The sequence below is a fragment of the Anaerolineales bacterium genome (assembly GCA_037382465.1).
GTDB lineage: Bacteria > Chloroflexota > Anaerolineae > Anaerolineales > E44-bin32 > WVZH01.
The window spans coordinates 19,373-32,437 of record JARRPX010000035.1 but is presented as its reverse complement, the minus strand read 5'-3'; the positions used below and the strand labels follow the sequence as shown (position 1 = coordinate 32,437).

Genomic DNA, 13,065 nt, shown 5'->3' with positions numbered 1-13,065 from the left:
TCGGTGTGTCGGTGGGGACCGGTGTGTTCGTTGGCGTGTCGGTCGGCGTATTGGTGGATGTCGAAGTCGCGGTGGCCGTTGCCGTGGGCGTCGCCGTGGCCGTCGGTTCCGGAGACGCTTCCGGTTTTTCGCCGTGGGCGAAAGCGTCGAACACACCGTTGGTGTCAAATGGGTCTTGTATCAGATTCGTCGCCATGGAATAAAAGGCGACCACCATTCCGTTGGAGCTTATCGAGGGCAGGTAGCTGGAATCATCAGCTTCCACTCCCTCGCTGTCGACGCTGACGCGTACGGTGAGCCCCAGTCTGTCTCGCACGAAGACGTCGGTGGATCCGTTCGTGTCGTCTGCAACCAGATTCGACGCGCTGGAGCGGAAGGCGATGAAACGGCCGTTTACGCCGAGTGAAGCTTCGTAGCTCGCGCCGTTGCTTTCCACGCCGTCGCTGTCGACGCTTACACGTTCCGTTATGCCGCTTTGTCGATCGCGCAGGAAAATATCCGGCCAGTAGTTGGTGTCGCCCGTTACCAGGTTCGTCGCAGTCGATCGAAAGGCAACGAAGCGCCCGTCGGTGCTGATGTCGGGTCCATAGCAAGAGAAATTGGCTTCGTCCCCATCCGTTGAGATGCTTACACGTTCCGTGATGCCCAGGGTTCGATCTCGAACGAAGATGTCCTGGCGGCCAAGGGTGTCATCCGGAACCAGATTGCTGGCGTTGGATGCGAAGGCGACGAAGTTGCCGTCTGCGCTGATCACCGGGGTGTCGCTCGCTGCGTTGGCCCATTCGGATGGAACCTGGGCCGCAGAAATCAGTTCGACCGTAGCGGACACCCGATCGTAGAGGAAGATGTCGGCCACACTGTTGGAATCGCCAGCGATGAGATTGTCCGCTTCTGAAGCGAAAACAACGAAACGTCCGTCAGCGCTCAAGCTGGGTGAACTGGAAGCGGCGTTGGCTTCCACACCGCTGGCATTCACACTCACTCGTTCCGTCGTTCCGGTCAGGAGATCGTGGACGAAGATATCGGGGGCGCCGTTGCTGTCGCCTGCGACCAAGTTGTCGGCGTTGGAGTAGAAGGCAACGTAACGTCCGTCCTCGCTGATGTAGGGAGAATTGCTGCCCGCGTTGGCTTCAGAACCTGAGGACGACACGCTGACGCGCACGGTCACCCCCTCGGCCCAGTCATGTACGAAGACGTCTTTGACCCCATTCGTATCGCCCGGGACCAGATCTGTCGCATCAGACGAGAAGGCGATAAAACGGCCATCCTGGCTGACGCTGGGGTCCGAGCTGGGGCCGAAAACCTCGGTGCCGTCCGAATCGATACTCACCCGCTCTGTGACGACCGGGTTTGCCAGCACGGCGTCAGCCAGCAGCAAACCAGCTGCCACGAGAAGCGGAGCAAGGCCGATCGCGAGCTTAGATGAAGTTGATGTTTGGGAGGTCAAGTTTAGCGTTCTCCGTAGTTCAGGATTTTCATCGTTGCGATTTGCAGTCGCGCGTCGTCACTCGCCTGTGGGTCAGTGATGCAACGATTGCCTCCCTTTGGCAACGCTTGCTTCAGTCCTCCAGAAGTCCCCAACACTCCAAAAGCGATTCCCGCAGATGGACGGCAATTTCTCGCCTCCCGTCTGCGAAGTCTAGAGTATTTTTATTAGTACCAACGCAAGAGAACTTACACCAATATACCACAAAAGACGCACCCTTTTTATAGCATTCTCCGGGCCGCAGAGAAATAGCTATCCAGTCCTACTCCCGGATACCGCGGATTAAAAGGAAGGCTCGTAAGGGAGGCTTGTACGTTTTAGCCTGGTTTCTCTTTACGTCGGAAGACAGGGATTTTTCCCTCTGTTTGGCGGCCCTGGCGAAGGCTGATCTGCTGCGGTTCCGAAAGGATGACAAACGTAACCTTGTGGATTCCCGGTGAAAACGGCTATATTGAGATTCAGCACCGATCTCGTCGGCCATGATTCCGGACGACTCGTTCACTTCCGGCCCGAGAGCAGGTGCGGCTTGTGTCTATGCGTTGGTCTGGATTTTCGTTTGCCTGTATGATATGGGTCCGCAGGATAGGAACGAATGGCGTACTTAATCGGTAAGATCCTCGGAAAATACGAGATCGTCAAGAAAATTGGCCGCGGCGGGATGGCTTCCGTGTTTCAGGCCGTCGACGTGACCAACGAGCGCGTCGTCGCCATCAAAGTGATCTCTCCGGGTCTGGCTGAAGAGGAAGGTTTCCTGGCGCGCTTCCGGCGTGAGGCCAGGGTTCTCATGGGCCTGCGCCATCCGAACATCGTACCGATTCTCGATTTTGGCGAGCAAGACGATCTGGCCTACATTGTCATGCCGTACATGAAAGTGGGTACGCTGCGTGAACGCCTGCTTGACCATCCACTCAGCCCCGAAGAGGGCGCCATCATCATCAATCAAATCGCCAGCGCACTGCAGTACGCGCACGATGCGGGGATCGTCCATCGTGACGTCAAACCCTCCAACATTCTGATCGACGAGAAAGGCAACGCCTGGCTTTCCGACTTCGGCACCGCCCAGGTCTCGGAAGCGACGATGACCCTGACCGGTTCGGGTTTGATCGGCACACCGACGTACATGGCCCCCGAACAGGCGCGCGGTGAGAAGGTCTCGCATCTCGCCGACCAGTACGCGCTGGGCGTGATTCTGTATCAGGTCTGTACGGGCCGGCTTCCCTACGAAGCAGACACACCCCTGGCCATCGCGTTGATGCATGCACACGAGCCTTTGCCCCAACCCCGTCTGGTGAACGCCAACCTGCCGGCGAAAGTCGAGCAGGTCATCGTAAAGGCGATGGCCAAGGATCCAAAGGAACGCTACGCCTCCATTGCGAAGATGAACGAGGCGTTTCAGAAGACGATGCAGGATGTGTACGATCCGGAATCCGGACGATTGAAACCGGGCGCCAAATCGCCGCCGCCGAAGCCGGAGGATTTCATCGTCCCGCCCGACGATGGCGGCAACGGCGGGAAATCGGGCAGGCGCATGCCCATGTCGGCGATGCTCTTGTTTTTGATTCCCCTGCTCGTAGGAAGCCTGTACGCCGCTTCGCGCATCGTGGACAACATGCTCGACGACGGAGATCCAGGTGCGGCGGTTGCTGCGATTCCCACCTACGACGCCCAGGAGACGATCGATGCCCTTTCGACGGCCGTCGCCATCCGCTCCGGCCTGGAAGATCTTTCCGGCGAGCAAATCGAGACTGCGGTGGCGGGCACCATGCAGGCCCTGGAGACCGCGGCCTTCGGTTCCGTCAACGAAACCCTGGCCGCCGCCGGGGAGAACACGCTGACTCCGGTTCCGACCGACACGCCCGTGCCGCCAACCGCGACGTCTACGCGCACGCGCACTCCAACGCTGACGCTCACCAACGTCATGACGTCCACCATCACGCGCACGCCGACGATCACGCGTACGCCGACGATCACCCAGACGCGCACCATCACGCCCACGCTCACCCCGACGATCACGCTCACGCCCCCACCGACGGCGACGCCCACGATCACGCCCACGATCACGCTGACGCGCACGCCGACGCCCGATCCGTGTGGTGGATTGAGTTTGACTGGGCCAACGATCTCTGCTTTAGAAAGGGACGCTCGCTGGATTATCCAGAATGGTACAGGATCTGCCGTCACGTTGAATTCGTGGAGTCTCACTTGGACTGGTGGAGTTCCGCTCAACATCGTTAGACTTGCTGGAAACGTGATTTGGTTTGACGAGCAATTTTCACCCGAATCGGCTTCTCCCAACGCGAGTATTCCTACTGGTCCAGTGACACTACGGTTTATTTTTGGTAATCCGCCCGATAGTGGAGGCTATAACCTGGATCTCGATTTCAGCAACGGCTGCACGCTCTCGGATTGACGATCGAAGCCCGTAGGTTGGGTTGAGGGGACCGAAACCCAACATCTCCCCCGTCTTTCATTTCTCCCGCACACCTGCGGATAAAAACTTACGGCCGAGAGAACCACATCCCTCGCCCGCGTTATGGACCGAAACTCCACATCTCGATCAGATGGGTTCGAGGTGCGCTTCCACCCAGGCGTCGAATGCCTGCATGAGCGCCAGCGTCTTTGGACCGGGCTTTCCGTCGCCGATGGGATTTCCATTAATGCGTACGATCGGCGTTATGCCGCGGCTGCTGCTGCTGCGAAAAGCTTCCTGCAGATCGGGGATTACATCTTCGTGGATGGGGTGGAGCTCGACCGGAAGGATTTCCGGGGCAACCGTGAGCACGATCTGGCGGGAGATGCCGAAGAGGATGTCGTCCTGCGCCGTGCGTAATACGCCGTCTTTCACCGCATAGAAATTGCTGCTGAACCCCTCGCTGATCGTCCCGTCGGCCGACAGCCGCAGGCCCACAGCAGCACCCGGCTGAAGCTGCCCGCGCGCCTGATTTCGAACGGTCACCCATTCGGTGCGTTTGGCGCGAGGATTTTCGCGCGGCACGTAGAGCGTGCTGGCCGTCACGCCCTCGCGTTGGCGGGCAATCACGTCCAGGTCCAAAGGCTCCAGGGCGATGATGACTCGATCGGGCCGGTCGCGGGGAATGGTCAGACGGAATCTGGCTTCCTCGAAACCAGACTCTTCGATGAGTTTGCGTAAGCAGCGGCGGATGCCTTGCCGGTCGAGGTCGAGGGGAATATCTTCCAGGCGCGCCGAGTCCTCCATGCGGTCGAAATGTGCATCCAGCAAAACGGCTTGATCGCCGTGATAGGTGCGGGCGACGGTGTAGATCCCGGACGGTTCGAGCCTGGCCAGAGCGGACATGTCCTCGGCCTGGTAGGGTGCGGGCTCTATTTTTCCCGATCGGGCGAGAATGGCGGCGGGGATGGGCATGCAGCAGATTCTCCTTTGCGTGATGCAGCAAACAACGATAACACACTCTCCATTCCTTTGCAGGGCTGCGGCTCATCTCGATCGCGCAGTGCGATTTGGGGCCGTGCTTCGTATCCCCTGTCTCGAACATCGATCTCTATTCGATGCCGCCGCATGCCGGGTAGATGTGCGGCAAGCGGCGGGTGTGCGGAAATGGATCGGTTTTCGGGGTCCGTTTGATGTATGCTTTGGGAGAGCGAAATCGCCGGAAGATCGTCACCCTGTCCCTGTAGGAGGTAGAGATGCCAGGCAAGCGTGAATGGAAGTGGTTTTGGCGGTCGCAGGGTTCTAAGGATTTTCACCGAGAAGCGCAAACGGTTTCAGATTATTCCTGGTTCGATTTTCTGCATGGCTACGTCTACGGACGTTGGCCCTATCTCTACATCGCCGCCGGCCGCGGCGAGCATTGGCTGTCGGGGGTGGTGAAATTTGTGGGGGCGATCGTGGCATGGTTTCAGCCGCGCCCTGAGCCGGACGTGGAGGCGCACACGTTCGCGGACGCGTATCACGGCAAGGTCGTTACCCCGCAAGCCGCTCGCCAGTTGGTCACGGTGCAGGAGGATGTCGATCTCGGGGATCTCGAACAGATCATCCCTTACAAGATGGCGCGCGACATTGTACTCAAAAACCCCGATCATATCGCCGTACTTGATTGCGCCTGCCGTTCGAGCAAGCCCGATCCTTGCCGGCCGCTGGACGTGTGTATGGTGATCGGCGAACCCTTTGCCGGCTTCGTGATCGATCATCATCCAGACCGGGCACGTTGGATCACCCAGGCGCAGGCGGAAAAAATCCTCGAAGAGGAGCACGAACGCGGACACGTGCATCATGCTTTTTTCAAGGATGCGATGTTCGGCCGCTTCTATGCGATCTGCAACTGCTGTTCCTGCTGCTGCGCGGCGATGGACTCCTTCCGGCGAGGATCGGGAATGTTGGCCAGTTCCGGCTATGTTGCCCGTGTCGATGCGGACGAATGCATTGCGTGTGGCGAGTGCAGTGAAATCTGCCCGTTCGAAGCTATCGAAGCGGATGGGGATCTGGTGATTGTGGACGAGGTCGCATGTATGGGCTGCGGGGTGTGTGTTTCGGTTTGCCCGCCGCAGGCGCTTACGCTGGTGCTGGACGCGACCAAGAGTCCGCCGCTGGAGATTCGAGAGCTCATCCAGCAAGCCGGCAGTTAATCATCGATCGGATCGAATATCGACCACTTGTGTGCGCCGCGGGTTTATTTGTTCCGGCACCTTGCGCAGGATGAGCAGGCTGACGATCGACATCACCGCAGCGCTCAGGAACAGCACGTTGTAACCGAGATACTCGCCGGGACGCAAATTGTTGACCGCGTCGATCGGAAGCCCCAGCAAGCGGCTCATGGCGCCGGCGCCGGCCGTGGCCAGGTTGGTCAGACCGAGGAATTTCCCGCCCTCTCCCAGCGGGGCCAGGTCGTTGGCCAACGCCCAATTCGCACTCAGGAACACGCCGATCCCGGCGCCGACGACGCTTCCGATGATCAATACGCTGGTTGGTTGTCTGGCAATGGTTAGCAAAATGCTCCCCACGCAAACGGTCACGGCAGCCAGGGTGTGCATCGGCTTGCGGCCGATGCGATCTGCGATCCGGCCGGCGATGATGGAAAAGAGCATCAGCGCCAAGACGATAACAGCCAGCATCGACCCCGTGAATTCGATCGGATTTTCGACCTGCAGGACGTCGCGGATGAAATACTGCGCGAAGACCTGGATGCCGTACACGCCGGAAAGAAACAGGAATCGCACGAGAAGCAGGCGCCAGTAATTACCGTGCTGCTTCCGGTCGATGCGCAGTGAATTGCGAAATCTCGTCAGAATGGGTTCGCCGTTTTTCTCCGCAGCGGTGCTGCCCTCATGAACACCGAAAACCGTGAAGGTCGCTCCGAGTACCAACGCAAGGGCAATCCCGATGAATGCCGCGAGCGGCGTTTCCACAGTGAAGATGAATCCCACCACGAGGGACGAGACGACCACACCGCTCATGTCGAACATGTTTTTGATCCCGCTGGCCATGCCCATCTGTTCGGAGGGTACCTTGTCGTGCATCAATCCCTGCGCCGGACCGTGGGCGATGTTGGAGGTGAACTGCAGGCCTACGTATGACAAAGCCAGCAGCGGAATCCCGCCGGCGTAGGCCATCAGTGCCAGGAAGACCATGTCGCATAATGTACCGAAGACGATCGCCGGGCGTCGTTTCCCGAAACGCGAAGCCCAACGATCGCTGGCGGCACCTGAAAGTGGTTGAACGATGGCGGCGATGATCAAGCCGGTAAAGGTAAGCAGGCCGAGTGTGGTGTTTTTTCGCTCGTCCGGCACGTACTGCAGTATCAGCGCCGGCAGGATGAGCGTATGAAGACTGGTCCACATGAACGACAAGCCAAACCAGTACGTGTTCAGCTTGATCAATTCGAACAAGGAGTTCTTTCGCATCGAAGCCTCTTTTCAAGCATAGGGTCCGCGCAAGTGGGGGGGAAGACAGGCGGCGATTGTGCGCATCACGAAATCGGCCAACTGCCGGTCACGAACTTTGGATTCGCCGGTGGGCGTTGGCAGCTGCTGCGCTTCGCCAATCGAAAGGCAAAGCCGCTGCTGCTGCTCGAAAACGCCAATGGGCAGCAGGTGAAAGTTGCGCTTCGCCAACAGGGCCGCGAAGCGACCCGTTCCCGGCGGAGGCGGCTGCAGGTCTCCGTAATACGAATCGGCGCCTTCGGGTGATAAGCCCAGAACGGGATGCGGTTTCGTTTCGATGTATCGCAGGACGGCGCGTACGGACCGTGCCCGCTGCCCGACGTCCCCCGGATACGGCGGCATTGGGGGCATGCAGGTGAATCCATACGCACGCGAGACTCGCTGCAGGAACCAGTGGGAGAGCGGTGTGATCGTCCGGCTTCGCAGCGGATCATCGAAACGCCAGGCGGCAGTGACGATCCAGTGCATCTCGTGGTGAACGATGGATGCGATCCCCAGCGGAATCCACCAGGCGCCGAAGCCCGGGCGGCTGTAATGGTTGCAGACGATCAACCAGGATTTCGCGGCAAAATCCGGCAGCGAACCCTGAATTTGTATTGGATTCTTTAGCTGGAACGTCATCGCGCACGCGTCGCTCCGGAAACTGCGGCGCCGGCCGCTGAGAATGCCTGCCAGTATCGACAATGAGCTTCGGGTGACGAATGGATATTTGGGCTGGGCGGCAGGCATGCGGGTAGTATATTCACCTTTGGACGTCTTGTATAGCGCAGCGGATTTCCCACTCGTGGGCTGTGGTATCATCGAGCGGTCAGGGAGCGGGATTTTCAGCGTCAGGCGTGGGTCAGATCCGGCGTAACGCTGGACGATAGAATACCTGCAGCCTGGGAAAACAGGTACTGAGGGACAAGCATGACGGAATTGATCTCGGATCCGCAAAACTGGATTGCGCTGCTCACGCTGACCGCACTGGAGATCGTGTTGGGCATCGATAACATCATCTTCATAACCATACTCTCCGGTAAACTTCCGCAGGACCAGCAGGCCCGCGGGCGTACGGTCGGTTTGGCCATGGCCATGGTCAGCCGTATTCTCCTGCTTTTCTCGATTACCTGGTTGACGCGGCTCACGACGCCGCTGTTCGACGTTGTTGGCCTGACCGTTACGGGCCGCGGCATTATCTTGATCGTCGGCGGTTTGTTTCTGCTGGGAAAGAGCACCTTCGAGATTCACGATAAGCTCGAAATGCCCTCGGGACACACCGAGGTGAGAGCGGCAACATCCTTTGTCGGCGTCGTTTTTCAGATCATGCTGCTCGATGTCGTTTTTTCATTGGACTCCGTGATCACCGCCGTGGGGATTGGCAACGAGCTGGCGGTGATGGTGGCGGCCGTGGTCGTCGCTGTCGGGGTGATGATGTTCGCAGCCGGACCGATCGGTGATTTCGTCAACCGGCATCCCACCTTGAAAATCCTGGCCCTCAGTTTTCTGCTGTTGATCGGCGTTTCGCTGGTGGCGGAAGGGATGGAGTTTCATATTCCCAAAGGATACATCTACTTCGCCATGGCGTTTTCGTTCTTCGTGGAAATGCTCAATCTGCGCCTGCACGCCAAGGAGCGCGATCCGCTGAAATTACACACGGCTTACGCAGCGGAAAACGGGGGCAGTTCACAGCAAGTATTGGAATAATCGAACGTGCGAGCAGTTCGTGGTTTCAGCGCAAATCCACGAGTGGAGCGATGCGCTCGATGGCGCGCTCGACGAACCCGTCTGCGTTCACCTGGAGTTCGATCGCACCTTGCGGGCAGATTTCCACACAACGACCGCAGCCCCGGCAGGATTCTATGATCTGTGCCCGATCGTCGACCAGGCGGATCGCATTCACGAAGCAGGTGTCCAGGCAGTCGCCGCAACCGATGCACGCCTCTCCGACCGAGACTTCGACGCCGGGCATGCGCGTGACCTTGGCGCCAATTTCCGCTTTTACATAGGGCAGCACCCGCCAGACGCAGCAGCAGGGGCAGCAGTTGCAGATGGTCAGCAGTCGATGCCCCGGTCCGACTCCGAGCCAGACGGTGTCCAGTTTGTTCCTTCCAATCAAATGCACCAACCCCGCCTCGCGGCAGCGCGCAACGTGCCGGCTGGCTTCGGTCTTCGTCACCCTTCGGCCGAGGTCGGGGTTGATGTCCAATGCAGCTTCCCCGAGGAACAGGCATCCCAGGTCCCTGGGATAATCCTCACAGCCTGCCGCCGTACGGCAAATACAACTGTGCATGATCCAGTGGACCTCGGCACGCTCGATAAAATGCTCCACCACCTGGGAGGGTACGACCATATTTCTGTTCGCCGGGATGGCTTCGTTGACTTGTATTGTTCGATTGGACGGGAGATAGATCATATCGTCGCCATCGAAAAGTGTGCGGTCGACGAGCGAGCCCAGGTAGGGCAAGCGCGTTGCGCGAGCGAGCAGATAGCGAGTGGGGAAGATTTTCTTGACGAACTCCGTAAACCACAATGGTCGGCTCATCTTGAATCCGGGGTTCCGCAGCGCTTCGGGTTTATTCGCTGCTGGTTGGCTCGGGTGTTAAAACCACTTCGGTGGTGACCGGCTCACTATCATCAGGAGCAGGCGCCGGCTGTTCGGGGATCTTGCTCAAACCGAGGAAAACAAATTCGAAGCGGCTGGGGATTGGTTCAACCAGCTCGATAAAATCCAGCCTGGGACTGAGTTCCAGGAATTCATCGGGCATCAGTGGGAAAGTGCTCGGATTGAGCGTGATCGCCCGCCCGGCGATGGGGTTGCCATTCTCATCATACACATTGACGTAGAACAAGCCGAAAGCTTCGTTCAAGCCGCGGTTTTCGATCAATAGATTTTGTGCGTAGGGATCTTCATCAACCTGTTCCGTCGCTTGGACCTGCTCTTCTCCTTCCCCGGCCTCCTCCGCTGTATCCACAAGTACAACGTACGGATCGAAAGTTACTTCGTTCTGCAGCAGCGGCTGACACTCGTCGGGATAGCGCAGGTTCAATTCTGTGGTCACGCCGCTTTGTTCTTCTTCGGGCGTGATGTTCTGCGTGATGATGATCTGTTTCCCCGGTGGAAGCAGGGAGAATTCACGGTAGAGCGCTTCGAACTCGCTGTCCGTCTGCAAACAGAATTTGTACTCCGAAAGTCCGATCGAATTTCCGGCTTGATCGCGTTTGACCAGTTCCCAGGCGAGGGGCAGGGCAACGTCATGCGGGTTGTAGATTTTCCAAACATCCCGGTACTTCCCGGCGCCGCCTTCCGGCGGTACCCATTCCTCCTGACGCATGCCGTCAATGCGCATGATCTCGACATTATCGAGTTCGAGTTTCCCGCCATAGTCGCCGGCGACGTATTGATAGAACGTGAATCGGGTCACCTGGAGGGCATTGGCACCGAGACCAAGTTCGTGGTTGGGCACGATGGTCTCCTCCAGGAGAAGCGGGGACGAAATGCCGGTGGCGGGGTTCGTGATCGTCAGGCGGAAGCGCACGGGATGGGCGCGTTGGAATCCTATACGCAAATTTACGACTGCGTCGAACCAATACTCCTCGCCATTCTCGCTGGCGTAAGCATATGTATTGAAACTGTCGACGCTGATCAGGTCCCACACGTTTTCAAAGAGCGCCGGATCCCCTTCTTTGATGAAAATCCGGCCGGCAAATTCGGATTGCAGCAGGGGCAGGTCTGCCGGGACGGTTGGTGTGGGCGTCAAGTTGGGGTTGGGGGTTGGTGTGGTGGGCGCGTAGGTCCCCAAGCCGAAGAAGCGGTTGATGAAATCGTAGGCGTTCACGCCAAGGTATATGCCGCCCACGACGATAGCGATCACCATCACCGTTCGAAACACCGTCAGGAAGTAACGTTTGAATGGTATCTTGGTCAGCGGAGAGATGACTTTCTTAGCCGCTGCAGGATCGAAACTTCCGATGGTGGATTTTGTTTTGGCGACGATTTGGTCGAATTCTTCTCGGCGTGCCTGCTGGGCGTAGGCACGGTCGAGGGCACGAATCGCCGTTTCGTTGTAGGGGTTGATTTCAAGCACGCGCTCGTAGCACATGATTGCATGCTCGCGTTTCTGTGCGAATTGAGCGAAGAGCAGAAGGATTTCCTCGTTGTTTGGATCGTAACGGGCCGCTTCGCGGAGGATGCTGCGGGCGCGTGAATAATCGCCGCGTGAAGCTGCTGCCTTCGCTTGTTGGATGGCGGTCAGTGATTGTCTACTCATGGCTGAGCTTGCCCTTCACGAAACGCGGACGCGTTGAAGCGTTCCCCGTTTCGCGGCTCCTCCTACGCGCATGATAACCGCAAGATCTCGTTTGGACTATCGTCCTTTGGGGCTATTGACCCCGTACTGGGGCGAAGACCCTTGTTGGTGCATTGGGTCGGTGTCGATCTCCACCCTCCAGGGCACTATTTTATCAGGAATTGGGGAAATATTGGCATATTTCCGCTGGCCACGATCATGCAGGAAGTGGGTTGATTCGATGCGCCGATTTATCGGGCAGCAGGTCGACGCATTCGGCGCTTCGATCCCCCACAAAAGATCCCGATCTATTCGCTTCTCCCCTCGGGCCGAAAAACCTGCACCTGCTTGAAGGGTTTGACCTGCGCCCCGACTTCCGATTTGAGTACGTTGCCTGAAACGTGCATCAGTGTGTCGCCGTAATCGTCGTCGATGCCCATGGCAGACATGCAGGGATAGTGATGATGCAGCAGACCGGCTTTCTCCTCGGCTTCGTCGGCAGAAGTACCCACCAGGCCCTGTGCGGCGTGGCGGGCGCAGCCACAGACCGCATCGCGCAGGACTTCGGCTGCCGTGATGATCCGCGTTTTCGGGTCGATGGTGAGTTTCAATTCCGGCTGTCCGAAATGGCGTGCGAAGGTAGAAATCAGCGGATCCTCGTAGGTTATTCGGGATCCGCGCGCCACACCGTAGTCGTTTTCGCGGAGGGTGCACAATGGTTTCGGCGTGACGCATTCAACGCCCATGTCCTTCAACCAACCGCGCAACTGGCGAGCCAGACCGCGTGGCAGCCATGCTTCATCATCGATCGCGGCGATGACCGCCTGCGCACCGCTCATTCGGGCGATTTCGGGCAGCAGCTCCGCCACGCCGCGATGCTCGGCGAAGGAGAGAATCAAATCAACCGCCGGAAAATGATCGGGTAGATGCTCCTCCGGATCGTCGATCACCGGTGGAAGCACAGAAGGCGCTCTCCATTCCTCGAAGTGCCATTGGGATGGACCGTGCTCCCGCAAGTTTTCGAGGTGGCGTCGACCGTATTCCCCCGATATGATGGCGAGTATGCGCATACCCTTTCCCTCCGCTCGCGATGCGTGAATTGGGCCTTAAGCTGAATTATTGTATCTTATTCGTCGATATTTTACATTTGGGAGGACATCATCCGCGATCCTGTTTCGCAGCATGTACGTTTGTTATAATTTGCAGAAGTGGTCTCAAGAGGATCGCTTTTCCAGCGGAAGGGATGTTACCAAGATCTCTTCATCGCGATTGAAAGGAATGAACCGGGTAGTAACGACCCATGAGTTCGCATCCGAGTCAAAGTATCTCCGTTCGCCTGATGCAATACAATTCCCCACGCTCCATGTCCTCTGTGGATTGCATTCTCGTCGC

General features: G+C 58.1%; 10 protein-coding genes. 3 read left to right on the top strand and 7 right to left on the bottom strand.

Translation table 11 applies throughout. The features are described from left to right. A partial coding sequence (locus P8Z34_10235) for a hypothetical protein (protein MEJ2551050.1) occupies nucleotides 1-1,390 on the bottom strand: 1,390 nt, incomplete at its 3' end. Between the two features lie 688 nt (nucleotides 1,391-2,078). Between P8Z34_10235 and P8Z34_10230 the strand changes: the two genes are divergently transcribed. Beyond that, complete coding sequence (locus tag P8Z34_10230) at nucleotides 2,079-3,896, top strand: serine/threonine-protein kinase (GenBank protein MEJ2551049.1); 1,818 nt, start codon at nucleotides 2,079-2,081, stop codon at nucleotides 3,894-3,896. A 147-nt stretch (nucleotides 3,897-4,043) separates the two neighbouring features. Here P8Z34_10230 and P8Z34_10225 read toward each other — a convergent pair whose 3' ends face one another. After that, on the bottom strand, nucleotides 4,044-4,871 hold the full coding sequence (locus P8Z34_10225) for an aminotransferase class IV (protein MEJ2551048.1): 828 nt from the start codon (nucleotides 4,869-4,871) through the stop codon (nucleotides 4,044-4,046). A gap of 281 nt (nucleotides 4,872-5,152) precedes the next feature. On the opposite strand from P8Z34_10225, the gene P8Z34_10220 reads away from it, so the two are divergent. Next, the gene (locus P8Z34_10220; protein MEJ2551047.1) at nucleotides 5,153-6,091 is read left to right on the top strand and encodes a 4Fe-4S binding protein; all 939 of its coding nucleotides are present in this window, start codon (nucleotides 5,153-5,155) and stop codon (nucleotides 6,089-6,091) included. Here the strand turns inward: P8Z34_10220 and P8Z34_10215 are convergent, their stop codons facing one another. Together P8Z34_10215 and P8Z34_10210 are read right to left on the bottom strand one after the other, a co-directional pair. After that, entirely contained in the window at nucleotides 6,092-7,366 is a 1,275-nt protein-coding gene (locus P8Z34_10215; GenBank protein ID MEJ2551046.1) for an MFS transporter, read from the bottom strand. 12 nt (nucleotides 7,367-7,378) lie between these two features. Further along, nucleotides 7,379-8,026 carry a 1-acyl-sn-glycerol-3-phosphate acyltransferase gene (locus P8Z34_10210; protein MEJ2551045.1) on the bottom strand — a complete coding sequence of 216 codons (648 nt, stop codon included), beginning with the start codon at nucleotides 8,024-8,026 and terminating at the stop codon, nucleotides 7,379-7,381. A 288-nt stretch (nucleotides 8,027-8,314) separates the two neighbouring features. Between P8Z34_10210 and P8Z34_10205 the strand changes: the two genes are divergently transcribed. Beyond that, entirely contained in the window at nucleotides 8,315-9,091 is a 777-nt protein-coding gene (locus P8Z34_10205; GenBank protein MEJ2551044.1) for a TerC family protein, read from the top strand. A gap of 25 nt (nucleotides 9,092-9,116) precedes the next feature. Here the strand turns inward: P8Z34_10205 and P8Z34_10200 are convergent, their stop codons facing one another. From P8Z34_10200 to P8Z34_10190, 3 genes are all read right to left on the bottom strand, one after another. Beyond that, nucleotides 9,117-9,929 (bottom strand): 4Fe-4S dicluster domain-containing protein, encoded by an 813-nt coding sequence (locus tag P8Z34_10200; GenBank protein ID MEJ2551043.1) that lies wholly within the window; start codon nucleotides 9,927-9,929, stop codon nucleotides 9,117-9,119. Between the two features lie 31 nt (nucleotides 9,930-9,960). Continuing rightward, complete coding sequence (locus P8Z34_10195; protein MEJ2551042.1) at nucleotides 9,961-11,655, bottom strand: hypothetical protein; 1,695 nt, start codon at nucleotides 11,653-11,655, stop codon at nucleotides 9,961-9,963. Between the two features lie 326 nt (nucleotides 11,656-11,981). Then, nucleotides 11,982-12,743 (bottom strand): DUF166 family protein, encoded by a 762-nt coding sequence (locus P8Z34_10190; GenBank protein ID MEJ2551041.1) that lies wholly within the window; start codon nucleotides 12,741-12,743, stop codon nucleotides 11,982-11,984. Nucleotides 12,744-13,065: the final 322 nt, after the last annotated feature.